The organism is uncultured Sphingomonas sp., from assembly GCF_964237155.1.
GTDB lineage: Bacteria > Pseudomonadota > Alphaproteobacteria > Sphingomonadales > Sphingomonadaceae > Sphingomonas.
Window position 1 is genome coordinate 1 of record NZ_CAXSHH010000010.1, and the last position, 24,884, is coordinate 24,884.

The 24,884-nt window shown below is 70.9% G+C and carries 25 protein-coding genes; 9 read left to right on the forward strand and 16 right to left on the reverse strand.

Translation table 11 applies throughout. The features are described from left to right. Positions 1-322: 322 nt before the first annotated feature. The 5 genes from ACFE71_RS04055 to ACFE71_RS04075 form a co-directional block, all read right to left on the reverse strand. Positions 323-1,204 (reverse strand): NAD(P)H-hydrate dehydratase, encoded by an 882-nt coding sequence (locus tag ACFE71_RS04055; protein ID WP_375427534.1) that lies wholly within the window; start codon positions 1,202-1,204, stop codon positions 323-325. After that, a complete protein-coding gene (locus tag ACFE71_RS04060) occupies positions 1,201-1,977 on the reverse strand; it encodes a histidine phosphatase family protein (RefSeq protein WP_375427535.1) in 777 nt (258 codons plus the stop codon). The genes ACFE71_RS04055 and ACFE71_RS04060 overlap by 4 nt, the downstream gene beginning before the upstream one ends. 95 nt (positions 1,978-2,072) lie before the next feature. After that, complete coding sequence (locus ACFE71_RS04065; RefSeq protein ID WP_375427536.1) at positions 2,073-2,873, reverse strand: cyanophycinase; 801 nt, start codon at positions 2,871-2,873, stop codon at positions 2,073-2,075. Then, complete coding sequence (cphA, locus tag ACFE71_RS04070; RefSeq protein WP_375427537.1) at positions 2,870-5,602, reverse strand: cyanophycin synthetase; 2,733 nt, start codon at positions 5,600-5,602, stop codon at positions 2,870-2,872. The genes ACFE71_RS04065 and cphA overlap by 4 nt, the downstream gene beginning before the upstream one ends. Before the next feature lies 1 nt (position 5,603). Further along, entirely contained in the window at positions 5,604-6,587 is a 984-nt protein-coding gene (locus ACFE71_RS04075; protein WP_375427538.1) for a methyltransferase, read from the reverse strand. 137 nt (positions 6,588-6,724) lie between these two features. On the opposite strand from ACFE71_RS04075, the gene ACFE71_RS04080 reads away from it, so the two are divergent. The 7 genes from ACFE71_RS04080 to mmsB all read left to right on the forward strand — a co-directional run bounded on the left by ACFE71_RS04080 (position 6,725) and on the right by mmsB (position 13,923). Next, complete coding sequence (locus ACFE71_RS04080) at positions 6,725-8,269, forward strand: CoA-acylating methylmalonate-semialdehyde dehydrogenase (protein WP_375427539.1); 1,545 nt, start codon at positions 6,725-6,727, stop codon at positions 8,267-8,269. After that, positions 8,266-9,237, forward strand: a complete 972-nt coding sequence (locus ACFE71_RS04085; protein WP_375427540.1) for a polysaccharide deacetylase family protein — start codon at positions 8,266-8,268, stop codon at positions 9,235-9,237. Before ACFE71_RS04080 ends, ACFE71_RS04085 begins: the two co-directional genes overlap by 4 nt. Next, complete coding sequence (locus tag ACFE71_RS04090) at positions 9,234-9,785, forward strand: hypothetical protein (RefSeq protein WP_375427541.1); 552 nt, start codon at positions 9,234-9,236, stop codon at positions 9,783-9,785. Before ACFE71_RS04085 ends, ACFE71_RS04090 begins: the two co-directional genes overlap by 4 nt. After that, positions 9,782-10,924 (forward strand): acyl-CoA dehydrogenase family protein, encoded by a 1,143-nt coding sequence (locus ACFE71_RS04095; protein ID WP_375427542.1) that lies wholly within the window; start codon positions 9,782-9,784, stop codon positions 10,922-10,924. The genes ACFE71_RS04090 and ACFE71_RS04095 overlap by 4 nt, the downstream gene beginning before the upstream one ends. 148 nt (positions 10,925-11,072) lie before the next feature. Further along, positions 11,073-12,140, forward strand: coding sequence for an enoyl-CoA hydratase/isomerase family protein (locus tag ACFE71_RS04100; protein ID WP_375427543.1), 1,068 nt, complete (start codon positions 11,073-11,075; stop codon positions 12,138-12,140). Positions 12,141-12,152: 12 nt separating this feature from the next. Further along, complete coding sequence (locus ACFE71_RS04105; protein WP_375427544.1) at positions 12,153-12,929, forward strand: enoyl-CoA hydratase; 777 nt, start codon at positions 12,153-12,155, stop codon at positions 12,927-12,929. Between the two features lie 118 nt (positions 12,930-13,047). Beyond that, on the forward strand, positions 13,048-13,923 hold the full coding sequence (gene mmsB / locus ACFE71_RS04110; protein ID WP_375427545.1) for a 3-hydroxyisobutyrate dehydrogenase: 876 nt from the start codon (positions 13,048-13,050) through the stop codon (positions 13,921-13,923). An 11-nt stretch (positions 13,924-13,934) separates the two neighbouring features. On the opposite strand, the gene ACFE71_RS04115 is transcribed toward mmsB, so the two are convergent. The 11 genes from ACFE71_RS04115 to ACFE71_RS04165 form a co-directional block, all read right to left on the reverse strand. Further along, a complete protein-coding gene (locus ACFE71_RS04115; RefSeq protein ID WP_375427546.1) occupies positions 13,935-14,252 on the reverse strand; it encodes a hypothetical protein in 318 nt (105 codons plus the stop codon). Positions 14,253-14,316: 64 nt separating this feature from the next. Then, the gene (locus ACFE71_RS04120; protein ID WP_375427547.1) at positions 14,317-14,853 is read right to left on the reverse strand and encodes a histidine phosphatase family protein; all 537 of its coding nucleotides are present in this window, start codon (positions 14,851-14,853) and stop codon (positions 14,317-14,319) included. Between the two features lie 13 nt (positions 14,854-14,866). Continuing rightward, positions 14,867-17,572, reverse strand: coding sequence for an ATP-dependent DNA helicase (locus ACFE71_RS04125; RefSeq protein ID WP_375427548.1), 2,706 nt, complete (start codon positions 17,570-17,572; stop codon positions 14,867-14,869). Between the two features lie 61 nt (positions 17,573-17,633). Continuing rightward, on the reverse strand, positions 17,634-18,374 hold the full coding sequence (gene arsH, locus ACFE71_RS04130) for an arsenical resistance protein ArsH (RefSeq protein WP_375427549.1): 741 nt from the start codon (positions 18,372-18,374) through the stop codon (positions 17,634-17,636). Then, complete coding sequence (arsN2, locus tag ACFE71_RS04135) at positions 18,374-18,808, reverse strand: arsenic resistance N-acetyltransferase ArsN2 (RefSeq protein ID WP_375427550.1); 435 nt, start codon at positions 18,806-18,808, stop codon at positions 18,374-18,376. The genes arsH and arsN2 overlap by 1 nt, the downstream gene beginning before the upstream one ends. After that, complete coding sequence (locus ACFE71_RS04140) at positions 18,805-20,091, reverse strand: arsenic transporter (RefSeq protein ID WP_375427551.1); 1,287 nt, start codon at positions 20,089-20,091, stop codon at positions 18,805-18,807. Before ACFE71_RS04140 ends, arsN2 begins: the two co-directional genes overlap by 4 nt. After that, positions 20,091-20,516 carry an arsenate reductase (glutaredoxin) gene (gene arsC / locus ACFE71_RS04145; protein WP_375427552.1) on the reverse strand — a complete coding sequence of 142 codons (426 nt, stop codon included), beginning with the start codon at positions 20,514-20,516 and terminating at the stop codon, positions 20,091-20,093. The genes ACFE71_RS04140 and arsC overlap by 1 nt, the downstream gene beginning before the upstream one ends. An 11-nt stretch (positions 20,517-20,527) precedes the next feature. After that, positions 20,528-20,860 carry an ArsR/SmtB family transcription factor gene (locus tag ACFE71_RS04150; RefSeq protein ID WP_375427553.1) on the reverse strand — a complete coding sequence of 111 codons (333 nt, stop codon included), beginning with the start codon at positions 20,858-20,860 and terminating at the stop codon, positions 20,528-20,530. Positions 20,861-21,324: 464 nt separating this feature from the next. Next, a complete protein-coding gene (locus ACFE71_RS04155; RefSeq protein ID WP_375427554.1) occupies positions 21,325-22,458 on the reverse strand; it encodes an AI-2E family transporter in 1,134 nt (377 codons plus the stop codon). Positions 22,459-22,505: 47 nt separating this feature from the next. Continuing rightward, on the reverse strand, positions 22,506-23,042 hold the full coding sequence (locus ACFE71_RS04160) for a DUF177 domain-containing protein (RefSeq protein ID WP_375427555.1): 537 nt from the start codon (positions 23,040-23,042) through the stop codon (positions 22,506-22,508). Then, positions 23,039-23,551: a ubiquinol-cytochrome C chaperone family protein gene (locus tag ACFE71_RS04165; protein ID WP_375427556.1), complete on the reverse strand. Its 513-nt coding sequence runs from the start codon at positions 23,549-23,551 to the stop codon at positions 23,039-23,041. Before ACFE71_RS04165 ends, ACFE71_RS04160 begins: the two co-directional genes overlap by 4 nt. A gap of 133 nt (positions 23,552-23,684) precedes the next feature. Here ACFE71_RS04165 and ACFE71_RS04170 point away from each other — a divergent pair, with 133 nt between their 5' ends. Both ACFE71_RS04170 and ACFE71_RS04175 read left to right on the forward strand, forming a co-directional pair. Then, the gene (locus ACFE71_RS04170; protein ID WP_375427557.1) at positions 23,685-24,170 is read left to right on the forward strand and encodes an outer membrane protein assembly factor BamE; all 486 of its coding nucleotides are present in this window, start codon (positions 23,685-23,687) and stop codon (positions 24,168-24,170) included. A 110-nt stretch (positions 24,171-24,280) separates the two neighbouring features. After that, the gene (locus ACFE71_RS04175) at positions 24,281-24,784 is read left to right on the forward strand and encodes an RcnB family protein (protein WP_375427558.1); all 504 of its coding nucleotides are present in this window, start codon (positions 24,281-24,283) and stop codon (positions 24,782-24,784) included. Positions 24,785-24,884: the final 100 nt, after the last annotated feature.

Here is a 24,884-nt window from a genome sequence, read left to right on the forward strand (position 1 = left end):
GCAGCCTTGAATCAACAAGCGATCACGCCGTCAACCTTTGTCCACGAGGCCTAGCGGATCGCGACCTTGTTCTAATCGGCGACGTCAACGCTGAATATCGTCCATTTCTGCTCAGCACGGACCGACTCTGGAGAGCCGTGGATACGATGGATGAGGGTGCCGGCAGGAAGCGCGGCCTCGCGGTTCTAACGGTCGAGTAGGAGACGGGCGGCGGTCTGCAAGCATGCATGCCCGACATTTGTGCAGCTGATTTTGAGGAGCTAATCGCCGTGTCCATGCCCTCGACTTCTTCGAAAAAGCCGGAGCAATGCATGGTCGCATCTCAGCGCGGCAATAGGCCCGGCAACTCCGGCAGCAGCTCGTTCGCCAGGAACCCGACCGGGCCGACCCTGCCCGCCAGGATGCGGCCCGCCTCGCCATGGAGCCAGACGCCCCAGCAGGTTGCCTCGAACGCCGGGAACCCGCGCGCGAGCAGCCCGCCGATCGCGCCCGCGAGCACGTCGCCCGACCCGCCCGTCGCCAGCCCGATCCCGCCGCCCGCATACCGGACGAGGCGGCCGTCCGGGGCGGCGATCAGCGTGGACGTGCCCTTCAACGCCACCGCCGCGCCGAACTTCGTGGCGACCGCCAGCGCGCGGCCCTCCGGATCGGCCTTGATCGCGGCGGCGTCGCAGTCGCACAATTCGGCCATCTCGCCGCCATGCGGGGTCAGCACCAGCCGCCCCGCATAGCCCGCCAGCGTTTCCGCCAACGCGCCCGACGCGGCGCAGACGGCGGCGTCGAGGACCAGCGACACGCCCTCGCGCGGGGCCTGGGCGACCATGTGGACGAGCCGCCCGGCGGCGGCGCGGTCCATCATGCCGGGGCCGACCACGGCCGCGTCGACATGATCCAGCGCGGCGTGGAGTGGCGAGTCCGGCCCGACCACCGGCTCGCCCGATTCGTCCTCCTCCAGCGCGATCACCCCGGCCTCGGGGAACAGCACGCCCAGCATCAACGCCGCCGACGGGACGGTCGCGAGCAGCGACTTGCCCGCGCCGACGCGGAACGCCGCCTCGGCGGTCAGCCGGAGCGCGCCCGGCACCTGGCGGCATCCACCGATCGAGAGGACGCGGCCACGACTGTTCTTGTCGGTATCGGCGCCGTCGTCGGTCGGCGGCGGGTTGGCCGCGCGCCATGCGGCATCGAGCTCCACGGCGCTCACGCGGTCACGCCCGCCATCCGGTCGGGCGCGTCCGTCACCGCGACGGGGCTGTCCTCGACCGGGGCGCTCTCGTTATAGCGCGCCAGCACCAGCCCGCCGCTCCGGCCGTGCGCGGGATCGTGGCGGTATTCGGTGACGGAGCAGTTGGCGACATCGCCCGCGCGATCGATCGCTAGGATCTCCTCCTCGCTCAAGCCCTCGATGACGTAGCGCAGGCAGAGCACCACAACCTGATGCGCGACGATCATCACGCGCCCGCCCGGATGGTGGAGCGCGACCGTGTCCATCACCGAGCGCAGGCGGAAGATCACGTCGCACCAGCTCTCGCCGCCGGGCGGACGATGGTAGAACTTGCCGAGCAGCCGCCGGAACGCGGCCTGCTCGGGCGCGAGCGCCTTGATGCCCGATCCGGTCAGGCCGTCGAGCACGCCGAACTCCTTCTCGCGCAGGCGCTCGTCGACGCAGATCGGCTCGTCGGCGGGACAACCGCCCGCCTCGCGGAAGAGCCGCGCGGTCTCGCGCGCGCGCAGGTAGGGAGATGCGAGCAGCACGTCCGGGCGACCGTCCACGCCGTAGCCCGAGAACCAGCGGCCGAGCGCGGCCGCCTGTTCCTCGCCGCGCGGCGACAGGGCCACATCGACGTCGCGTTCGGTCAGGTCGATCCGGTGCGCGCCCGCCGCGTCGGCGGCCATCCGCGCGACGTTGCCCGCGCTCTCGCCGTGGCGGACGATCCAGAGGACGGACGGCCAGCGTTGCGGGACGGTCCGGGTCAAGCGGCGGAGCCCGTCCAAGTCGTCTTCATGCGCGCCATCGCCTGTTCTCCCGGGTCATCCCGTCCAACGACAGCGGCCGCGGCGCGGTTCCGGCGTCAATCCTCGACCGGGCGTATCGGTCGGCGCGCGTTCAGGTCGAAACCGTCGCCCGTGGCCATGACGTGGAGCCGGACGTCGTGCATCGACAGCGTGCGCTCGGGCCGCGCCTCGGCGATGTTGCAATGGGTGACGCCCGATCCGTCGACCACCGTCACCGCCCCCGATCCGAGCACGCGGAACATTTCGCCCGTCACCAGGATCGCGGTGTCCTCGTCGACGCCCACCCCCAGCACGCGAGGATTGTGCGCGACCGCGCCCAGCAGCCGGCCGATCCGCCCGCGCTCGGCGAAATGCTGGTCGATGATGATGTGCGGCATCAATCCTAGCCCCGGCGCCATATGCAGGTCGCCGAACCGATGCGAGGTCGATCCCGCGCCGCGCACCAGCATGGTGTCGCTCATCGCGGACGCCCCCGCCGACGTGCCCGCGATCAGCCCGCCGCGCGCGTGAACCCGGCGCAACGCCTCCTCGACCGGGGTGCCCGCGATCTGGCTGGAGATGCGCAGCTGGTCGCCGCCGGTGAAGAAGATGCCCGCCGCGTCCTCGAACAGCCCGTCCATGCTCCCGTCCAGCGTGTCGCCGCGCTCGTGGACATACAGCTCGACCAGGTCGGTCACGCCCAGATCGGCGAACGCGGCTTCGTAGGCGTCGAAATAACCCTCGGGCGCGCGGCTGGCCACGGTGGCGAGGACAAGCTTCCTGCCCCGCACCCGCTCGGCGATCGCGCGCAGGATGACACGGTCGCCCGTCTTGTCCTCGCGCCCGCCGATGATGAGCAGGGGGCCGGGTTCGGTCATGCGCACGCCGAGAGCTGGTGGACGGCGGGCACGTAGGAGACGACCTGGTTCCAGATCCGCTCCACCTCGCTCGGCATGATGACGATCAGGTCGCCGGGCCGCGCCGCCTCCAGGCAGACCCGCGTCGCCGCCTCCTCGCTCGGCAGGCGGTGGAGCAGGCGGGGGTCCTTGCCGGTGCGGAGCGCGCCCTCTGTCATCAGCGCGTTGATCGACCCGGCGGGTCGGCCGCGGCCGTCCGGAGCCTCGCGGAACATCACCTCGTCGAAGATGCCCGCCGCCAGCTCGCCCATGCGCAGCAGGTCCTCGTCCCGGCGGTCGCCGGGGATCGAGACGACACCGTACACGCGCCCGTGATCAGGGCGCATGGTGTCGATCAGCCGCCCGAGCGCGGTGACCGCCGCCTCGTTATGCGCGTAGTCGACGATCACGCGGACGCCGTGCGCGGCGTCGTGGACGTTCAGGCGACCCGGGCTGTCCTCGAACGACGAGGTGAACTGTCCCAGCGCGCGCCGGACGACTTCCGGATCGACGCCGTGCGCGATCGTCATCGCGGCGGCGGCAAGCGCGTTGGCGATGTTGAACTCGGCCGAACCGCCGAGCGTCGCGGGGACGTCGGCGGCGTTCATCAACGGCTCGCGGCGTGCGTCCCGCCACAGCGCGATCGTCCCGCCGAGCGCGCCCGGCTCGCGCACGACGGCCAAGAGGCCTTTGTCAATATGGCGGCGTAGGAACGGCGGCATCGCCTCTCCGCCCGCCATCGAGAACCAGACCGGCTTGCCGCCCGTATGCCGCGCCATCCGCACGGTGATCGGATCGTCGGCGTTGAGCACGCAGCTACCCCAGCGCGCGACGGCGCGGGCGACGACCGCCTTGACCCGCCCCAACTCCTCGACCGTGTCGATGCCGCTGATCCCCAGATGATCGCCCGTGACGTTCAGGACCGCGCCGACGTCGCACCGGTCGAATCCCAGCCCCTCGCGCAGGATGCCGCCGCGCGCGGTCTCCAGCACGACGGCATCGACGGTGGGGTTGCGGAGCAGCATGCGCGCGCTCCTGGGGCCGCTGGCGTCGGCGGCCATCAGCAGCCGACCGTCGACATACACGCCCGATGTGGTGGTCATGCCGACACGCAGCCCTGCCTCGCACAGGATGCGCGCGACCATGCGCGTCGTCGTCGACTTGCCGTTGGTGCCGGTGATCGCGAAGACGGGCACGCGACTCGCCCGCCTGCGCGGGAAGAGCATGTCGATCACGGGGCGCGCGACGTCGCGGGGCGTCCCCTCCGACGGCTGCAGGTGCATCCGGAAACCGGGCGCGGCGTTCACCTCGACGATGCCGCCACCCGTCTTGCGCACCGGACGCGAAATATCGGGCGACAGCAGGTCTATCCCCGCCACATCGAGCCCGATCACGGCGGCGGCCTGTTCGGCGATCGCGGCGTTCTCAGGGTGGATCCGGTCGGTGCGGTCGATCGCCGTCCCGCCGCTCGACAGGTTGGCGGTGCCGCGTAACGGGACCTCCTCGCCCGCCGCCGGAACGCTCGCGAGCGTGCGGCCGCCGGTCGCCAGCAACGCCCGCATCGCGCCGTCGGGGACGATGCGGGTCAGCACCTGCCCATGGCCGCGCCCCCGCCTGGGATCGCGGTTCAGGGCCGCGATCAACTCGGCGACCGTCCGCGCCCCGTCGCCGATCACGCGCGCGGGGACGCGCTCGGCGCAGGCGACCATCCGGCCGCCGACGACCAGCACGCGGTGGTCCCGGCCCGGCAGCTGCCGCTCCACCATCACCCCGCGCGGGCTCCGGCTCTGCGCCCCGGCTAGCTCGAAGGCGGCGCGCACCGCCTCCTCCGACGCGATGTCCGTCGTGACGCCGCGCCCGTGATTGCCGTCCACCGGCTTCATCACCACCGGATAGCGCAACCGCCGCGCCTCCAGCGCCGCCTGGTCGGCGGTGCGCGCCACGACGCCGCGCGGGACCGGCAACCCCGCCGCGTCGAGCAGCGCCTTCGCCGCGTCCTTGTCCCCCGCCAGCTCGGTCCCGATCAAGGAGGTCGCGCCGGTGACGCTCGCGCGGATGAGCCGCCGGCGACTGCCCGTGCCCAGCTGGACCAGGTTCCGCGCGTTCAACCGGACGGCCGGGATGCCGCGCCGCCGCGCCGCGTCGACCAGGGCCTGCGTCGTCGGCCCCAACCGCGCCGCCGCGACCGGGAGGGCGAGCGCGGCCATGATCGCCGGCACGCCACCCGGTTCGCCCAGCTCGGCCTGCCGCAGCGACGCCCAGTTCTCGACGCGCGCCAGTTCGGGAGGAAGCAGGTCCGCGACCAGCCGGATCGCATGCGCGCCCGCCATCAACCCGACCTGCTCGTCGTGGTAGCGATAAAGGACGTCGTACACCCCCGGCCGGCCCTTCACCCTGCGCGTCTTGCCGCGCGTGACGGTGTGGCCGGCCATCACCTGCAGTTCCAGCGCGACATGCTCGATCACATGGCCCAGCCAGGTGCCGTCCCGCAGGCGCCGCACGAGTCCGCCCGGCTCGCCGTAGCTGCACCCGTGCCGCCCGAGCCCCGGCAGGAGCGCGAGGAGTCGGTCGGTGAAGCCCGGCAGCCGATCGCTCGGCCACTCCTCCAGCGCGCCCAGATCGAGCTGGATGCGGATCATGGGCTTGAGGCCGTACAGATGCGGGCCGCGATACACGGCGCGCTCGACCACGCGGAGCGGGCGGGGGTTCACCTCACGCGGTTCGCACGACCAGCAACGCCGTCGCGGCGATCCGGTCGACCCGGGCATAGGCGGGCGTCGCCAGCTCCTCGCCGAAAATGTCGGGATCGAGCTCGCGGTAGCCCCAGGCGAACCGATCCGTATCCAGCCGGGCGTGGAGCTCGCGCAGCAGCGGGTCCTCGCCGTCCACGATCGACACGCCCGTATGCAGGACCAGCCGCCCGCCCGGCGCGAGCAGCTCCACCCCAGCCAGCACCCAGTCGAGCGCGACGCCCGCGCCGAACAACGCGCCGCCGTCGCGGTACAGCCGCCCGCCCTCGTCGATCATGAATGGCGGGTGGGTGACGATCAGGTCGAACCGCCCGTCCAGGTCGGCCGGGCTGCTCGCCACGACCTCGCGGTGGTCGAGTCCGGCGCATTCGGCGTTGATCCCCGCCAGGCGCAGCGCCGCCGGGTTGACGTCGGCGAGCGTCAGCGTCGCGCCGGGCGCGGCGCGCGCCGCGGTGATCCCGCCCACGCCCGCGCCCGCGCCGTAATCCAGGATGCGCCCGCCCGACCGGGGCCGGCCCATCTCGGCCCCGATCAGCTCGGCGAAGCGGTGGCTGTCCGGGCCCAGGAACACCGCGTCGCGGCCGTCGGGCGGGTAGGCGGAATGAAGGAACAACGCCCCCTGGACGCTCGACGCGCGCACCGTCGCGCGAAACAGCCCGTCCTCGGCCGGCGCGGCGACGCCCGCCGCGATCATCAGCCCGAACAGCTCCGCCCCGACCGCTTCCGGCGCGAAGGGCAGGCTCCAGCCGAGCGCGTCCCGAACGTCCCGCGCCCGCCGCCGGTCCGCCCGCGCCAGGACGCGCGCGTGGCTGGCCGGGGTCACGGTCGTGAAGCGATAGCCGGTCGCGTCCAGCCGGCGAAGCAGCGCGAGCGTCGCGTCGCGGGAACCGTCCGCGGCCCGCGTTCCGATCGGCGTCTCCGCCGCGTCGTCGAAAGTCGGACTCATCGGTCGGATCGTCGCCTCGTCTAGCGGGAACGCGGTAAACCGACCGCGCCGGACCATGTTCCCGTGCCCGCGCGGGCGCTTGCCCCGACCCCCGCCCGGCGCTTAGGGACCCCGCACACGTTCGCGGAGGATCCGGCATGCGCATCATCGACCACCATGTCGCGGGCGGCGGGCTCGCTCCCGCCGTTCGTTTCGGGGACGTGTTCGATCCCAACCTGGGCGAGGTGCAGGCGCGCGTTCCCTTGGGCGACGCCGCCGTGCTCGAGACCGCCGTGCAGGCCGCACTCAAGGCGCAGCCCGCCTGGGCCGCGACCAACCCGCAGCGCCGGGCGCGGGTCATGTTCCGATTCAAGGAGCTGGTCGAGCGGAACATCGACGCGCTCGCGCACACCCTCTCGATCGAGCACGGCAAGGTGTTGGCGGACTCGAAGGGCGACATCCAGCGCGGGCTGGAGGTGATCGAGTTCGCCTGCGGCATCCCGCACCTGCTGAAGGGCGAGTACACCCAAGGCGCGGGTCCCGGCATCGACGTCTGTTCGATGCGCACCCCGCTCGGGATCGGGGCGGGGATCACGCCGTTCAACTTTCCCGCCATGATCCCGATGTGGATGTTCGGCGTCGCGATCGCTTGCGGCAACGCCTTCATCCTGAAGCCTTCCGAGCGCGATCCGTCGGTGCCGGTGCGCCTCGCCGAGCTGATGCTCGAGGCGGGCGCTCCGGAGGGCATCCTCCAAGTCGTGCACGGCGACAAGGAGATGGTCGACGCCATCCTCGACCATCCCGCGATCAAGGCGGTGAGCTTCGTGGGCTCCTCCGACATCGCGCATTACGTGTACCGGCGCGGCGTCGAGGCGGGCAAGCGCGTCCAGGCGATGGGCGGGGCCAAGAACCACGGGATCGTCATGCCCGACGCCGATCTGGACCAGGTCGTCGCCGACCTGGCGGGCGCGGCGTTCGGCAGCGCGGGCGAGCGCTGCATGGCGCTCCCCGTGGTGGTGCCCGTCGGCGACAAGACCGCCGACGCGCTCCGCCAGAAGCTGATTCCCGCGATCGCGGCGCTCCGGGTGGGCGTCTCCACCGACACGGGCGCGCATTACGGCCCCGTGGTCAACGCCGCGCACCGTACCCGCGTGGAGAACTGGATCCAGACCGGCATGGACGAGGGCGCCGAGCTGGTCGTCGACGGCCGCGGCTTTACCCTCCAGGGCCACGAGAAGGGTTTCTTCATCGGCCCGACCCTGTTCGACCGCGTCACCCCCGACATGTCGGCCTACAAGGAGGAGATCTTCGGCCCCGTCCTCCAGATCGTGCGCGCGCCCGATTTCGAGACGGCGGTCCGGCTCCCGTCGCAGCACCAGTATGGCAACGGCGTTGCGATATTCACCCGCAACGGCCACGCCGCGCGCGAGTTCGCGGCGCGCGTCGAGGTCGGCATGGTGGGCATCAACGTGCCGATCCCCGTGCCTGTCGCGTATCACAGCTTCGGCGGCTGGAAACGGTCTGGCTTCGGCGACCACAACCAGCACGGGATGGAGGGCGTCCGCTTCTGGACCCGCGTCAAGACCGTGACCCAGCGCTGGCCCGACGGCGCGGGCATCGGCGGAGCCGGGCCCGAGCGCGCCGCCGAGGACGGCGGCCCCGCGCGGGTGCAGGACGCGTTCGTCATCCCGACCATGGGGTGACGACGGTCCGCGTCCTCCTCGCCCTGCTCGCGCTGCTGCTGATTGCCAGGCCGGCGGCGGCGGGAAAGCGGATCGCGCTGACGTTCGACGACGTCCCGCGCGGGCGGGGCGCGTTCATGACGCCCGACGAGCGGACCCGGCGGCTCCTCGCGGCGCTGCGGCGGGCGCGGGTGCGGCAGGCGGCCTTCTTCCTGAACCCTGGATCGCTCGCGGGTCGCAGGGGCGGCGAGCGTCGGATCGGGGCCTACGCCGCCGCGGGACACGTCCTGGCGAACCACTCATGGAGCCACCCGCACCTCCACGCGACGTCCGCCGCCGACTATCTCGCCGACATCGACCGCGCCGAGGCGTGGCTAAGGGGCCGGAAGGGATACCGGCCCTGGTTCCGTTATCCGTTCCTGGACGAGGGTGGCCGCGACAAGGGAAAGCGGGACGCGGTGCGGGCGGGCCTGGCGGCGCGGTCGTTGCGCAACGGCTACGCCACGGTCGATGCGTCCGATTGGAACATGGAACGGCTCACGGTCGAGGCGCGCGCGGCGGGCAAGCCGATCGACACCGCCGCGCTCCGCGACCTGTATGTCGAGAGCCATGTCGAAGCCGCCGGGTTCTATGACGACCTCGCCCGCCGCACGCTCGGCCGGTCGCCCGCGCACGTCCTGCTGCTCCACGAGACCGACATCGCGGCGCTTTACGTCGGCGACCTGGTGGAGGCGCTTCGCCGCGCCGGGTGGAAGATCGTCGGCGTGGACGAGGCGTTCGCCGACCCGGTCGCGGCGGCCCGGCCCGACGTCCCCTCCGCGCAAGGTACGCTGACGGAAGCGCTCGCCTGGGAGAAGGGCCTGCCCGCGCCGCGTTGGTACGCACGCAACGACACCGCGCTCGCCGACCGCCTGTTCGCCGAGCGCGTGCTCCATGAAGAGCCGACAGTGGCGGGGATGCCCGCCCCGGTGATACAGGCCGCGCCATGACGCCCTCCGCCATGCTCCGCCCCCTGTCGGCTTTCCTCGTTCCCGCATCCCTTCTGCTCGCCGCATGCGGCGGCGGGTCGGAGGGCGCCAATACCGCCGCCGAAGAGTCGAGCGCCGCGCCGACCGTCCAGCAGGCTGTGCCCGAGAACCTGACCGACGACGCGGGCAACAAGGCGATCCCGCTCGACCCGCCGCCTGCGGCGACCCCCGCGGCATCGGCCACGCCCGCGGGCCTCGAAGCCTTTCCCGCGTCGTTCCAGGGTCGCTGGGGTCTCGTCGCAGCCGATTGCGAGCCCGGTCGCGACGATGCGAAAGGGCTGATGGAGGTGGGCGCGAAGACGCTCCGCTTCTACGAATCGCGCGCGACCGCGACCGCCCTGATCCAGCCCCGCCCGGCCCGGATCGAGGCCAGGCTCGCCTTCATCGGGGAGGGCCAGGAATGGACGCGCGCGAACGCGCTCACCCTGATCGACGACGGCACCCTCATCCGCGAGGAACGCGATCCCGCAACTTCGCTCCGTTACGCCCGTTGCCCGGAACCCGCATGACCCAGTTCGACCTGACCTCCGACCAGCGCGAGATCCAGGAGCTCGCCGCCCGCTTCACCGCCGACCGCATAACCCCGAACGCGGGCGAGTGGGACGAGCACCACATCTTCCCGCGCGACGTGATCAAGGAAGCCGCCGACCTGGGCTTCGCCGCGATCTACGTGTCGGAGGAAAGTGGCGGCATCGCGCTCGGCCGGCTCGAGGCGGCGCTGATCATGGAGGCGATGGCCTATGGTTGCCCGTCCACCAGCGCCTTCATCTCGATCCACAACATGGCGTCGTGGATGATCGACCGGTTCGGTAGCCAAGCGGTCAAGGACAAGTACCTGCCGAGCCTCGTCACGATGGACCGGCTGGCGAGCTATTGCTTGACCGAGCCCGGCTCGGGCTCCGACGCCTCCGCGCTCAAGACCAGCGCGGTCAGGGACGGCGGCGACTATCTCGTCACCGGTTCCAAGCAGTTCATTTCGGGCGGCGGCGAGAACGAGGTATACGTCACCATGGTCCGCACCGGGGAGGAGGGCCCCAAGGGCATTTCGTGCGTCGTCGTGGAAAAGGATATGCCCGGCGTTAGCTTCGGCGCGCCCGAGCGCAAGCTGGGGTGGCACTCGCAGCCCACCGCGACGGTCAGCTTCGACGGCGTCCGCGTGCCGCCTGAGAACCTCGTCGGCGGCGAGGGCGAGGGGTTCCGCATCGCGATGATGGGCCTTGACGGCGGGCGCTTGAACATCGGCGCCTGCTCGCTCGGCGGGGCGCAACGCTGCCTGGACGAGTCGATCCGCTACACCAAGGAGCGCCAGCAGTTCGGCAAGCCCATCGCCGACTTCCAGAACACGCAGTTCACGCTGGCCGACATGGCGACCGATCTCGAGGCGGCGCGTGCGCTCCTCTACCTGGCCGCCGCCAAGGTGACCGACAACGCCCCCGACAAGACCAAGTTCGCCGCGATGGCCAAGCGGCTGGCGACCGACAGCGGGTCGGCGATCGTCGACAGGGCGCTCCAGCTTCACGGCGGCTACGGCTATCTCCAGGATTACCCGATCGAGCGTTTCTGGCGCGACCTGCGCGTCCACTCGATCCTGGAGGGCACCAACCAGGTCATGCGCATGATCGTCGGGCGGGAGCTGACGAGGCAATGAAAGGCGCGACCGCCTTCTTCCCCTCTCCCCCCGGGAGAGGGGCAAGCCGCGAAGCGGCGAGGGGTGAGGGCGACGCGCACGGCTGTCACCCTCACCCTTCCCACGCCTACGGCGTGGGCCCCTTCCTTCTCCCGATGGGAGAGGGAGAATGACCGAAGAGCTGATCGTTGGAACCGAGGATCGTGTCGGCCGCATCCGCCTGAACCGCCCCAAGGCGCTTCACGCGCTCACCCATCCCATGTGCGACGGGGTGCTCGAAGCGCTCGAGCGATGGCGTACCGACTCGGCGGTCGAAGCGGTGATCGTCGACCATGCACCCGCGCCGGACGGCGATCCCAAGCTTTCGCGCGGGTTCTGCGCGGGCGGGGACATCCGCATGCTCGCCGGGAGCGGCGCGGGTGACGGGGTCGCGGCGCGCGCGTTCTTCCATGCCGAATACCGGATGAACCACCGGCTGTTCACCTATCCCAAGCCGCTCGTCGCCTTCATGGACGGCGTGACGATGGGCGGCGGCGTCGGGCTCGCGTTGCCATGCCGATACCGCGTCGCGACGGAGAACACGAAATTCGCCATGCCCGAGACGGGGATCGGCCTGTTCCCCGATGTCGGCGCGGGCTGGTACCTATCGCGAGGGCCGGGGCGGATTGGGCGCTATCTGGCGCTCACCGGGCATCGGCTGGACGGGGCGGAGTGCCTCGCGCTCGGTTTCGCCACCCACTACCTGACCGCCGACAGGCTGGACGAGGCCAAGCGCCGCATCGCCGAGACGCCCCAGGCGATCGCGGCGGTGCTGGACGATCTTTCCGCGCCCGCGCCCGACGCGGCGATCATGGCGCATACGGGCGAGATCGACCGCCTGTTCGCCTCCGACGAGCTGGAAGACATCTATGCCGCGTTGGAGACCGATCAGAGCGAATGGGCGGTCAAGCAGCTGGCGACGCTCCGCACCAAATCACCCCAATCGATGAAGGTGTCGCTCAAGCTCCTGCTCGACGGCGCGGCCATGCCGACCTTCGAGGACGAGATGCGCCAGGAATACGCGGTCGGCAGCCGCGTGGTGCAGCGCCATGACTTCATCGAGGGCGTCCGCGCGGTGATCGTCGACAAGGACAACGCGCCGAGCTGGGACCCCGCCACGCCCGACGAGGTGACCGGCCATTTAATCGACCAGATCTTCGCGCCCCTCGACGAGGCGGACGCGTGGACGCCGAACTGACGGAGTAGCCCCATGCCCGATTACCAGACCATCCTCGTCGAGCAGCGCGGGCCCGTGACCCTCGTCACGCTCAACCGTCCCCAGGCGCTGAACGCCCTTAACTCCCAGGTCCTCGCCGACCTCCTCGCCGCCTTCGCCACCTATGACGCCGACCCCACCCAGGGCTGCGCCGTCCTGACCGGCTCGCCCAAAGCCTTCGCGGCCGGTGCCGACATCAAGGAGATGCAGGCGCAAGGCTTCGCCGCGATGTATGCCGCCGACTTCTTCGCAGGGTGGGAACGCTTCACCGCCACCCGCAAGCCGATCATCGCCGCCGTCGCGGGCTTCGCGCTGGGCGGCGGGTGCGAGCTCGCCATGATGTGCGATTTCATCCTCGCCGCCGACACGGCCAAGTTCGGCCAGCCCGAGATCAAGCTGGCGGTGTCGCCCGGCATGGGCGGCTCGCAGCGCCTCACCCGCGCGGTCGGCAAGGCCAAGGCGATGGAGATGTGCCTGACCGGCCGGATGATGGACGCGACCGAAGCCGAGCGCGCGGGCCTCGTCAGCCGCGTGATCCCCGCCGCCGATCTGGTCGAGGAAGCGGTCAAGGTCGCGACCACGATAGCCGGCATGGCCCCCCTCGCGGTCCTGGCGAACAAGGAGATGGTCGACGCCGCCTTCGAGACGACGCTCCACCAGGGCGTCCGCTTCGAACGCCGCCTGTTCCACGGCCTGTTCGGGACGGACGACCAGACCGAGGGCATGGCCGCCTTCGTCGAGAAGCGGCCCGGCGAGTGGACAGGCAAATGACCGCTCCCCTCCCGCTTGCGGGAGGGGTTGGGGGAGGGCAGGGCGCGGACGGTGGAGAGTGCGCGTACAGGCCCTCCCCCGACCCCTCCCGCAAGCGGGAGGGGAGCAGGAGAGAAGAATGGCACGCGTCGCGTTCATCGGGCTGGGCAACATGGGCGGCGGCATGGCCGCCAACCTGGCCAAGGCGGGGCACGACGTCCGCGCCTTCGACCTCTCCACCGACGCGCTGGCCCGCGCCGAACAGGCCGGGTGCCTGCCCGCCGCGAGCGCGGCGGCGGCGGTCGACGGGGCGGAGGCGGTGGTGACGATGCTCCCCGCCGGTACCCACGTGGAAGCGGTCTACGCCAACCTGGTCGGCCGCGTCGGCGCGACCGCGATCCTGATCGACTGTTCCACCATCGACGTCGCCACCGCCAAGCGCGTCGCCGAGACCGCGCGCATGAAGGGCCTGGTCGCGGTCGACGCCCCCGTATCGGGCGGCATCGCGGCGGCGAACGCGGGCACGCTCACCTTCATGGTCGGCGGCATCGAGGGCGCGTTCACGCGCGCCGAGCCGTACCTGTCCGACATGGGCAACGCCGTGATCCACGCCGGCGGCAACGGCGCGGGTCAGGCCGCCAAGATCTGCAACAACATGCTCTTGGGCGCGGAGATGATCGCGACCTGCGAGGCGTTCCTGCTCGCGGAGAAGCTCGGGCTCGACCCGCAGCGCTTCTACGACATCGCCAGCGTATCGTCGGGCCAGAGCTGGTCGATGACCAGCTACTGCCCCGTCCCCGGCGTCGGCCCCGATACCCCGGCCGACCGCGATTACCAGGGCGGCTTCGCGGCCGCGCTGATGCTGAAGGACTTGCGGCTCGCGATGGAGGCGGCGCGCGGCGCGGGGGCGAACGTACCGATGGGCGCCAAGGCGGCCGAGCTGTATGAAACCTACGCGGCGCAAGGGCAGGGAAGCACCGACTTCTCCGGCATCATCCGCATGCTGGGGCGCTGAGGCGGGCGTCGTCAGAAGGCCAGGCGGTCCCAGCCGGAAACGGCCGCCGCCCGAAGGCTCGCTTCACGCAGCGCGGCCAGTTCGGCGCGTTGCGCCTCCATCTCGGGTAGGGGAACCCAGAACCGGATGCCGTCCACCGGCCTGTCGAAGGCTTCGTCCCGGCGCTCGGCCGTGTCCGCCGTCGCCGCCAACAGCCGGGCGAGCTGCGCGAAGTGCGCGGCCGAAAGCGTGACATGCGTTTTCGAGCCCAGCTTCGCGCCGGCGCTCAGCATCCGCCGGGCCTCGCCCGCGGCCGCTTTTATGATCACCGAATCGTCCGGTCCCGACATCCATGGTCTCCGCTGCGAGCGGCATCGGATAGCGGGCGATGGTTAACAACTCGTCCACCAGGCGTCAGTCCGCGTCCGGTCCCAACGTCGCATCCAGGTCGCGCGGCCGCACGAACCGCGCCAGCTCGCCCGCGCCCGCGCGCACGTCCGCCCAATCATCCACCGCGAACCGCATCTCCGCCACGCTCGCGGTCGGGTACTTCTCCTCCACCGCGTCGCGCGGACCCCCGCCGCCGGGCACGAGCATCAGCACCAGATCCTCCAGCCCCGGATTATGCCCCACCAGCAGCGCACGGCTCGCCGAGACGGGCAACCCGTGCACCACCTCCAGCAAGGTCGCGGCGCTGGCGAGGTAGATGCGCCGGTCCTCCACCATTTCCGGCAACCGGCCGTACCCGCTCGAAAAGCCGTCCAGCGTCTCGCCGACGCGCACGGCGGGGGAAGCGACGAGGTGGTCGAACGCCATTGCCTCGCCGCGCAGGTGCCGCCCCATCGACGCCGCCGCGCGCCGCCCCTTAGCGTTGAGCGGCCGATCGAAATCGCGTTGCACCGCGTCGTCCCAGCTCGACTTGGCATGGCGGAGCAGGGTGAGCGTCTTCATGGGCGTAGGGCCTTCAGGCGGAGAGGTCCGCTCCTTGCCCGATCGATCGCCCAAGCGATAGCCGCGACCCGACCCGCTCGACCGCCTCGTCCAGCGTCACCCGCGCCACTTCCACCCCCGGTGGAAACGCGCCCAGCAGCCGCGACGGCATCGCCGCCGACAGCAGCACGAAGGACCCCCGGTCGTCCGCGCGCCGGATCAGCCGCCCGAACGCCTGCGCCAGCCGCGCCCGCACGATCCGGTCGTCATAGGCCGATCCGCCCCCCGCCAGCTTCCTCGCCGCATGCAGCACCGTCGGCTTGGGCCACGGCACCCCCTCCATCACCACCAGCCTGAGCGAATGCCCCGGCACGTCCACCCCGTCGCGCAGCGCGTCGGTGCCCAGCAGCGACGAATGCGGATCGTCGCGGAAGATGTCGACCAAAGTCCCCGTATCGATCGGATCGACATGCTGCGCGTGGAGCGGCAGCCCCTCGCGCGCCAGCCGGTCGGCGATCCGCCCGTGCACCGCGCGCAACCGCCGGATCGCGGTGAACAGCCCCAGAGTCCCCCCCTCCGCCGCGACGATCAGCCGGGCGTACGCATTGGCCAGCCCCGGCAGGTCGCCGCGCTTCACGTCCGTCACGATCAGCACCTGCGCGTGGGCGGGATAGTCGAACGGGCTCGCCGCCTCGAACCGCGCTGCCGCGCGGCCCAGATGCGGCGCGCCCACCCGCGCCTCCGCCGCCTGCCAGTCGCCCCCGCCCGTCAGCGTCGCCGAGGTGACGAGCACGCCGTGCGCGGGCTTCAGCACCACGTCGGCGAAGGGCCGGGTCGGGTCGAGCCAATGCCGGTGCAGCCCCACATCGAACTCGCGCCCTTCCGACCGTTCGACGCTCAGCCAGTCGACGAAGTCCGGGTCCGCCGGCCCGCCGACGCGCGCGAGCAGCGCCAGCCACGCCGCCACCGTCTCCGCCCGCCATCCGATCGACGCGATCGCCCCCTCCACCCGCGCCCGCGCGGCGGCGTCCATCCAGTCGGGCGCCTCCGCCAGCACCGCCTGCAACCGCTGCCCCAGCGTCACCAGCGGCCGCAGCAGCGCATCGAGCGCATGCGCCGCCGGCCCCGCCGCCTCCAGCAACGCGGCCGACGGCTCGGCCAGCTCGGTCTCCAGCCCGTAGCCCGCGTCATCGCCCCCTTCGGCGCGCGCGAAGGCCAGGCCCCGCACGGCCGCGAGCAGAGTCTCGATCGCCCCGAACGGCTGCCCTTCGCCCAGCCGCCCGAGCCACCCGTCGGACGCCAGCGCGCCGGCCGCGGTCACCGCGTCGGCGATCGCCCGCCCGCCCGCCTCGTCGTAACTCGCCACGTCCGACAATCGCGCCGCCAGCCCGCGCCTGCGCCCGCGCCCGCCCGCCTCCGGCCCGACGATCCACCGCCGGAGCTCGATCGTCTCCCCGCCCGTCAGCGCCGCCGCGAACATCGCATCGGCCGCGTCGTGCAGGTGATGCCCCTCGTCGAAGACATAGCGCGTCGGCCGCGTCGTCGTCTCGCGCCCGCGCGCCGCGTTGACCATCACCAGCGCGTGGTTGGCGATGACGATGTCCGCTTCCGCCGACGACCGCGCCGCGCGCTCGATGAAGCATTTCCGGTAGTGCGGGCAACCCGCATAGACGCACTCGCCCCGCCGGTCGGTCAGCGCGGTCGGCCCGTTCCGCCGGAACAGCGTCGGCAGCCAGCCCGGCAGGTCGCCCCCCACCATGTCGCCGTCCGCCGAATAGGCCGCCCAGCGCGCCACGAGCTGCGCCAGCACCGCCGCCCGCCCCGCGAACCCGCCCTGGAGCGCATCCTCCAGATTGAGCAGGCACAGATAGTTCTCCCGACCTTTCCGCGTCACCACCTTCGCCCGCCGCTCGGCCGCGTCGGGGAACAGCCGCGCGGTCTCGGCGGCCAGCTGGCGCTGCAACGCCTTGGTGAAGGTCGACACCCACACCGCCCCGCCCGCCCGTTCCGCCCACAGCGATGCGGGCGCGAGATAGCCCAGCGTCTTGCCGATCCCCGTCCCCGCTTCGGCAAGCACCAGGTTGGGCGCGTCCCGAACGCTGCGCGGCGCGAAGGCCTGGGTGACGGCGGCGGCATAGGCGCGCTGCCCCGCCCGCTTCTCCGCCCCCACGCCGGTCAAGGCCGCCAGCCGAGTCTGAGCATCGGCGGGGTCGAGCTGGATCGTGCGCGGCGCCGGCCGGGGCGCGGTCTCCTCCCACTCGGGCAGGCGGGCGAACAGCCACCGTTCGTTCGCGGAAGGCCGGGGCACGTGATGCGCCACGAGCGGCCCCCACGGCCAGCGCAGCCGGAACAACGACTGCGCCGCGCTCCAGGCCCCCTCGCGCTCGGGCCACTCGCCCTCCGGTATGGCAAGCAACCGCTCCGCCGCCGCGAGCAGGAACGAAGCGGTCGCCCCGCCATCCGCCGGCACCGCCATGCCCGTGGCGCGCGCGAGCCCGCCGGGCGTCGGCACCGCGAACCGCGCCGGCCGCATGAAGGCGAACAGTTCGAGCAGGTCGAGCCCCGACAGCTCCGCATACCCCAACCGCTGCCCCGTCAGCGCGGCGTTCAGCACGATCACCGGCGTCTCGGCCGCCACCCGGATGGCCTCCCCCCGCGAAACCTCCCGCGTCTCCCCGTTCCGGGCGATCCAGATCCCGGCATGGCTAGCGTGAAGCGCGGGATGGGGCAGGGGCGGCATGACCAGGGGTGTTGTGGCGGGAGGGGAACGAAATGGCAACTGGGTGGAAGGAGTCGGGTCGCTATGGTGCCGTTGCTATGGAGGACAGATCGGTCGCCGGATCGACCGGCATCCCGGCTTCCTTCCGTTCGGAGTAGCGATCGACAAGCTGCGAGGCATGGGGCCGTAGCAGCACCGTGAACCGGACCAACTCCTCCATCACGTCCACGATCCGATCGTAATAGGCGGAGGGTCTCATGCGCCCGGCCTCGTCGAATTCCTGGAATGCCTTGGCGACGCTCGACTGGTTGGGGATCGCGACCATCCGCATCCATCGGCCGAGGACGCGCAGCGTGTTGACGCTGTTGAAGGACTGCGACCCGGCCGATACCTGCGTGACGGCGAGCGTCCGCCCCTGAGTCGGGCGCATCCCGCCCATGCTGAGCGGCAAGTGATCGATCTGCGCCTTGATGATGCCGGTGATCTGGCCATGGCGTTCCGGCGAGCACCACACATGCCCTTCCGACCACATCGACAGCTCGCGCAGTTCATGGACGGCCGGATGATCGTCGCCCGCGACCTGGTCGGGCAGCGGCAGCGTCGATGGGTCGAAGATGCGGGTATCGCACCCGAAAAATTGAAGAAGCCGCGCCGCCTCTTCCACGCATAGCCGCGAGAACGACCGCTCGCGAAGGGAGCCGTAGAGCAGCAGGATGCGGGGTGGCAGATCGAGCGGCCCGAAGCCGACCGCCGGGCGCTCGCGCACGTAGCGCGGATCAAGGGCGGGCAGGTGATCGGGGTCGTCAAGTCGGCGGAGTGGCATCAAATGGCTTTCACGCGGTAGGCGGCCGATGCCGGGCAGAGCGCGGTGAACTCGCGCGAGGCGGCGATCGGCGCTGGCGCCTTGGCGCGATCGGCCGCTGCATAGCCGTTGGCGGCGAAGAACCGCACGGCCGTATTGGTGAGAAGATGGAAACGGATGACGCCCAGCTTGCGCGCGCGAGCTTCGAGCAGGTCGAGCATGACGCGGCCGAGCCCTTCACCGCGACGATTGGCGGCGACGATTAGCGAGCGTAGCAGGCGATCGGGGCCGTCCCCCTCAATGCCACCGAAGCCGGCGAGCGCTCCGTCATCGAACCGAAAGAACATGCGGTCGGGTTCGGCGAGGTCCGATACCGGCAGACCGGCGGCGGCCAAGACGGAGGCCAAGTCGCCTATCGCGGCGGAGTCGAGCGGCGTAGCGACGAGCGGCATCATCCAAGGCTGACTCGGACCGCCAGCGCCGCGAGCGTCACCAACAGCACGGGGACCGTGAGGGTGACGCCCACCTTGAAGTAGTAGCCCCAGCCGATGCGAATGCCCTTCTGTCCGAGCACATGAAGCCAGAGCAGCGTCGCGAGCGAGCCGATCGGCGTGATCTTGGGCCCGAGGTCGCAGCCGATCACGTTGGCGTGGATCATCGCGTCCCTCACCGCGCCGGTCGCTTGGCTTCCCTCGATCGAGAGCGCGCCGACCAGCACGGTCGGCATGTTGTTCATGACCGATGACAGCAGCGCGGCGATGATGCCGGTCCCGAATGCGGCACCCCACACGCCGCCTCGCGCCGCGCGATCGAGCAGCCCGGCAAGCTGGTCGGTCAACCCGGCGTTCCGCAGACCGTAGACGACCAGGTACATACCGAGCGAGAAGATCACGACCTGCCATGGCGCACCCCTGACCACCTTGCGCGTCTCGATCACATCCCCGTGCGCGGCGACCGCGAGCAGCAGGAGGGCACCGGCGGCGGCGACGACGCTGACCGGGACGCCAAGCGGCTCGAGCAGGAAGAACCCGGCGAGCAACAGCGTCAGCACCACCCACCCGGCCCGAAAGGTGGCGCGGTCACGGACCGCCTCGCCGGGCGTCCGGAGCGCCCCGACGTCGTAGCGGGCGGGTATGTCGCGCCTGAAGAACAGGGTGAGCGCCGCGAGCGTGGCCGCGATCGAAACCAGATCGACCGGAACCATGACCGAGGCGTACTCGCCGAAGCCGATATCGAAGAAGTCGGCCGACACGATGTTGACGAGGTTGGAGACGACCAGTGGCAGGCTGGCCGTGTCGGCGATGAACCCGGCCGCCATGACGAAGGCGAGCGTCGCCTTCGGGCCGTAGCCGAGCGCGCGCAACATCGCGATCACGATGGGGGTCAGGATCAGCGCCGCGCCGTCGTTGGCGAACAGCGCCGATACCGCTGCGCCCAGCAGGACGACCAGCGCGAACAGCCACAGGCCGCTACCCTTGCCCCATCGCGCGACGTGGAGCGCCGCCCACTCGAAGAACCCCGCCTCGTCGAGAATGAGGCTGATGATGATGATCGCGACGAACGTCCCGGTCGCGTTCCAGACGATGTTCCATACCACCGGCACGTCGGAGAGTGAGATCACGCCGGCGAGCAACGCGATGACCGCCCCGCCGATCGCGCTCCAGCCGATCCCGAGCCCCCTGGGCTGCCAGATGACGAGCGTGATCGTGACGGCGAAGATCAAGAACGCGAGGAGCATCAGGTGACGCGGCGACCGTGCTCGTCCACGACCTGTTGGCCGTCTTCTTTTGCGAACGCGGCCTGTTGCGCGGGTAACAGATCGAGCACGGCCTCGGATGGGCGGCAGAGCTTCACGCCGATTGGCGAGACAACTAGCGGCCGGTTGATGAGCACCGGATGCGCCATCATCGCGTCAACCAGCGCGTCGTCGGATAGCGACGTGTCGCCGAGCCCCAGATCGGCAAAGGGCATGCCCTTCTCGCGCAGCAGTTCGCGCGGGGTGATCCCGGCGCGGTCGATCAGCTCGACCAGCAGCGCGCGTGAGAGCGGTGTCTTCAGATATTCGACGACGTGCGGCTCGATCCCGGCATTGCGGATCAGGCCGAGCACGTTGCGCGACGTCCCGCATTCGGGGTTGTGATAGATGACGATATCGGCGACCACGGGGCTTCCTTTCAGCAACGAGGGGCGAGTTCGGCGACCAGTGGCGCGCACAGCTCGGCCGACCCGGCGCAGCAATCATTGACCAAGAAAAGCATGAGCGCGCGCAAGCCATCGAGATCGGCGCGGTAGATTACCTGGCGGCTTCGCCGCTCCGAGCGGACCAGGCCGCCGCGGGCAAGGATACCGAGGTGCGCGGACATGGTGTTTTGGGGCACGTCGAGGCGGCGGGCGATTTCACCGGCGGCGAGACCGCTGGGTTCGTGACGCACTAGAAGGCGAAACACGTCGAGGCGCGTGCCTTGCGCGAGTGCACTCAGGGCGGCGATCGCCAGATCATTTTCCATATATCCAGCATAACAGATATTTTGTTGAATGCGACCTTAACTTCGTCGTGTCATTCGGCGGGGCGAAGATGGGGCGATCGTCAGTCGATGAACGAGCGAGATCGGGGACGGAGCGGAGCCCGCTGATGCCTCTTCCAATGTTGGATTTCTTCTGATCCAAGCTAGCGGGTGACGATTAGATCCGCCTCGACCGAACCCGGTATCCCGGCCACCCGTCATCCGCTCACGACGCGCGAAGACCGTCTTCCTCGACGGCGCGCCGTCACGCCCGGTTTTGGTCCATGCGCCGATCACGCCCGAGGCGTTGTTGGCATGAACTTTAGTGAACTTCCGCGCGCATCCTTGTTCGCGTGAAATTCAGACCTCGCCCAAGCCTCGACTTATTTGGCTTTACGAGCCCGCCGCGATGCCCCGCCGGATCGTCGGGCGGACGCGCCTGCTCCGGCGGGCCTGCCGCCGGTCGGTCATCCTGCCCGGTTGGTGGCGTCCGGCTGAGCGGCTTCGGCCGCGTCGCCGCCGCCGGACAGGACCTCGTGCTTGTCCTCGCCCAGATACAGGCGGCGGACCAGGACGAGGACGACGATCGTCAGCGGCGTGGCGAGCAGCACCCCCGCGACGCCGAACAGGATGCCCGCCGCGATGATCCCGAAGATCGTGATGGCGGGCGGCAGGTCGACCATCCGGTTCTGGAGCAACGGCATGACCAGGTTGCCCTGCAGCTGCTGCACCGCGATCAGCACGCCGATCGTCCACAGCCCCGTGTCCGTCCCCTGCCCGAACGCGAGCACGACCGCCGGGATGCCCGCCACGATGATGCCGGCATACGGCACGAACTCGGCCAGTCCCGCGACCAACCCGATCGCCCAGGCCGCGGGTACGCCGACGAGCCACAGGCCAAGGCCGGTGCCCACGCCCACGAACAGCATGCCCAGCGCCTGCCCCTTGAGCCAATTCCGCAGCGATTCGGAGATCGCGTCCAGCGTCTCGGCGGCGGTCTTCTGCGCGCGCGCGGGCACCATCCGAAGCAGGCCGACGGAATAGAGCGTGGGCTGCGCCGCCAGATACAGCCCGCCCACCAGCACGATCGCCAGGCCCGACAACGCGCCGCCGACCGCCGCCAGCGCGGTCGTGGCCGCATTGACGATCGTCTGGCCGCTGGGGGCCAGCGCCTGCGCCTGGTCGAGGATCGCCGACCCCACAGGCGACGTCCGCAGCCGCGGCTGGAGGTTGGCCCAGGCCGAGGGCAGGCGCGTCGCCAGCTCCGCGAACTCGCCCTGCAGCGTCGCGCCGAAGAACCAGGACGCGCCGACGATCAGCCCCAGCAGCCCAAGCACCGCCAGCGTCAGCGCCGCGGCGAACGGCAGCCGCGCGTTCCGGCGGATCACCCTGGTGACCGTCAGCAGGATCAGCGACACGAGCGCGCAGGCGAACAGCAGCAGCAGCAGGTCGACCAGCAGCCAGATCACATAGGCCGCGGCCGCCGTGGCGAGCACGACGACCGTGGTGCGGAACACGCGCCGCTCCAGCGTGTCGCGCGCGGGCGGCAGCGTCACCGCGTCGGCCTGCATCATTTCGGATTGTTCGGTGAAATTAGCCACGGGGGCGCGACGCGCCGGACGGCCGGTTGGTTCCCTGGCGGTGCGGCTCAGCGGCCCTCCAACCTATCGCGCAGCCCGGCCAGCTTGCCCAGCGGGCGCGCCTCCTCCTCCGTCAGCACGCCCGCCGCGCGCAAAGTCGCCGCCGCGCCCGGCGCGCGGGGGAAAGGGTCGAGCGCCAGCGCCATCGTCTCGGCGGCGGCCTCGCCCAGGTCGATGTTCGGGCCGTCATGGACGATCGTGTCCAGCGCGTCGGCGCTCAGCTCCAACTCCGCCGCCTCCGCCGAACCCGCAGGCACGAAGCGAAGGTCGGCGGGCTCGTCGACATGCGCCGCCACGGCCTCGCCGGTGACCGAACAGGCCTGGACCACGTCCGCCGCGACCCGCCCGCGCGCGGTCAGCTCGCCATGCTCGCGCCGCACGGTGAAGACGGCGGTCAGCGACTCCAGCGCGATCAGCCCGAACCGCCGCGCCAGCGCCTCGCGCTCGGCCGGCCGCGCCTCCAGCTCGACGACACGCTCGCGGTCGGAGATCGCGTCGACGCGTTCGGGGCGGCTGAACTCCGGCCGGGGAACGGGCGTCGTCACGGGATCCACCCCTCCAGGATCTGCTCGACCGGCGCGGCGCGGAGCCGATCGCGCAGACCCAGCAACGCCCCCCGGACATGCGCCAGCGCCTCCGGGCCGGGCGTCTCACCCCGGAACAGGTTGCGCACGACCGCGCCGTCCAGGTCGCCGCCGCCTAGCCCCCCGCGGTACGCGCCGAGCCGTCCGCCCAGCATGCTCATCATGCGGCCGATATGCTTGCCCACCGTCATGTCGCCGATGCCCAACTGGCGCAGCTGGCTGTCCATGTCGTCGACGAACCGCTCGGCCAGGCGCGCCGACGGCTCGGCCCCGACCGGCCCGTCCTGCTCCAGCCTGAGCATGACGAGCGCCAGCACCGCGGCGACCGTGTCGAACCGGCCGTCCACCGTATCGGGCACCGCGCCCTCGACATACCAATGCGGCTCGCGCGCCCGGGCCACGACCGCGTTGTACAGGTCGAGCGTCGGCTCAGCGCCCGTCCGTCCGAACAGTCTTTCCAACAGGCTCAACTCGGCCGCCTTTCCAGTCCCGCGCGATGCTTGCGCGCTCGTATCGGGTGACATATCGCCCCGGTGCGCCCGCCGTTCAATCGGCCGTCATCTCTGCTATGGCGTGGCAGCGCGTTCCCGCTGGAGTCTTCCGATGCCGTCCCTTTTCCGTCCCGCCCTCGCCGTGGCCCTTCTCGCCGTGGGCGCCTGCACCCCGCTCAAGTCACACCAGGGCTACATCGTCGATGCGGACCTGGTGAACTCGGTCCAGCCGGGCGTCGACAACCGCCAGTCGGTGCTCCAGACGCTGGGGCGGCCGAGCTTCACCGGCCAATTCGAGGGCGGCGACTGGTACTACATCGCCCGTGACAGCCGGAACTTCGCCTTCCGCAACCCGCGCCCATCCGACCAGATAACGCTGCAAATCAGCTTCGATCCGGCGGGCAACGTGTCGGCGGTACGTCGCTCGGGACTCGACCAGGTCGCCCAGGTCTCGCCCGACGGCAAGAAGACGCCGACGCTCGGGCGCAAGCGCTCCTTCTTCCAGGAGCTGTTCGGAAATATCGGCGCGGTCGGCGCGCCGGGCATGGGCGGACAGGGAGGCGCCGGTGGCGGGGCCGGACGCGGCGGTCGTCCCTGATTCTGTCGCGGGCCTTACGACCACGTTCCGGGGACGTTCAGTCCCACTCGGATATTACCGACTTCAAGGCGGGACTTGGTGGTTTCGTCTGGGATAAGGAGTCCAAGGTCATGCGTAAGTTGATCACCGCCGTCCTTCTCGCGGCCACCGCCTTTCCGGCGGCCGCGAGCGCGCAGTCGGCCGGCGAGCCGCGCCGCAGCCGGCAGGAGCTTCGCGAGGAGCAGCGCGACTTGCGCGATGCCCGCCGCCACGGCGATCGCCGCGATGTCCGGCAGGAGCGCCGCGATGTCCGCGACGCGCGGCAGGAGCTGCGGGAGGACCGCCGCGACCATCGCCAGGCGAACCGCGACGACTGGCGCGGCTATCGCCAGGGTAACCGCGCGACGTTCGCGCGCGGCAACTACAATGCGCCGTTCCGCTATAACAGCTTCCGGCCGGGTGTGCGCATCGGCGCGCCCTACTACCAACAGCGTTATGTGATCGCCGACCCGTACCGCTACCGCCTGCCCCGGCCCGTCGGCTACCAGCGCTGGGTGCGGCATTATGATGACGTGCTGCTGATCGACACGCGGCGGGGTTACGTGGTGGACGTCCTGCGCGGTTTCTACCTGTAAGGCGACGAGATCGAGCGGTTCCTGACGGACCGCTCGATTAACCTGGAGTTACCTTTCATTTCCTAAGAACCAGGTCGATGTCGCCGCCGAGCACATCGGG

What these genes read in the sequence shown, in the direction of transcription:
- ACFE71_RS04100 (WP_375427543.1), top strand. Translation starts at nt 11,073, where the DNA reads ATGACCGAAGAGCTGATCGTTGGAACCGAGGATCGTGTCGGCCGCATC.
- ACFE71_RS04095 (WP_375427542.1), top strand. Translation starts at nt 9,782, where the DNA reads ATGACCCAGTTCGACCTGACCTCCGACCAGCGCGAGATCCAGGAGCTC.
- ACFE71_RS04080 (WP_375427539.1), top strand. Translation starts at nt 6,725, where the DNA reads ATGCGCATCATCGACCACCATGTCGCGGGCGGCGGGCTCGCTCCCGCC.
- ACFE71_RS04175 (WP_375427558.1), top strand. Translation starts at nt 24,281, where the DNA reads ATGCGTAAGTTGATCACCGCCGTCCTTCTCGCGGCCACCGCCTTTCCG.
- ACFE71_RS04120 (WP_375427547.1), bottom strand. Translation starts at nt 14,853, where the DNA reads ATGAAGACGCTCACCCTGCTCCGCCATGCCAAGTCGAGCTGGGACGAC.
- arsN2 (WP_375427550.1), bottom strand. Translation starts at nt 18,808, where the DNA reads ATGATGCCGCTCGTCGCTACGCCGCTCGACTCCGCCGCGATAGGCGAC.
- ACFE71_RS04090 (WP_375427541.1), top strand. Translation starts at nt 9,234, where the DNA reads ATGACGCCCTCCGCCATGCTCCGCCCCCTGTCGGCTTTCCTCGTTCCC.
- ACFE71_RS04115 (WP_375427546.1), bottom strand. Translation starts at nt 14,252, where the DNA reads ATGTCGGGACCGGACGATTCGGTGATCATAAAAGCGGCCGCGGGCGAG.
- ACFE71_RS04140 (WP_375427551.1), bottom strand. Translation starts at nt 20,091, where the DNA reads ATGCTCCTCGCGTTCTTGATCTTCGCCGTCACGATCACGCTCGTCATC.
- arsH (WP_375427549.1), bottom strand. Translation starts at nt 18,374, where the DNA reads ATGCCACTCCGCCGACTTGACGACCCCGATCACCTGCCCGCCCTTGAT.
- ACFE71_RS04075 (WP_375427538.1), bottom strand. Translation starts at nt 6,587, where the DNA reads ATGAGTCCGACTTTCGACGACGCGGCGGAGACGCCGATCGGAACGCGG.
- ACFE71_RS04125 (WP_375427548.1), bottom strand. Translation starts at nt 17,572, where the DNA reads ATGCCGCCCCTGCCCCATCCCGCGCTTCACGCTAGCCATGCCGGGATC.
- ACFE71_RS04170 (WP_375427557.1), top strand. Translation starts at nt 23,685, where the DNA reads ATGCCGTCCCTTTTCCGTCCCGCCCTCGCCGTGGCCCTTCTCGCCGTG.
- ACFE71_RS04105 (WP_375427544.1), top strand. Translation starts at nt 12,153, where the DNA reads ATGCCCGATTACCAGACCATCCTCGTCGAGCAGCGCGGGCCCGTGACC.
- ACFE71_RS04150 (WP_375427553.1), bottom strand. Translation starts at nt 20,860, where the DNA reads ATGGAAAATGATCTGGCGATCGCCGCCCTGAGTGCACTCGCGCAAGGC.
- ACFE71_RS04065 (WP_375427536.1), bottom strand. Translation starts at nt 2,873, where the DNA reads ATGACCGAACCCGGCCCCCTGCTCATCATCGGCGGGCGCGAGGACAAG.
- mmsB (WP_375427545.1), top strand. Translation starts at nt 13,048, where the DNA reads ATGGCACGCGTCGCGTTCATCGGGCTGGGCAACATGGGCGGCGGCATG.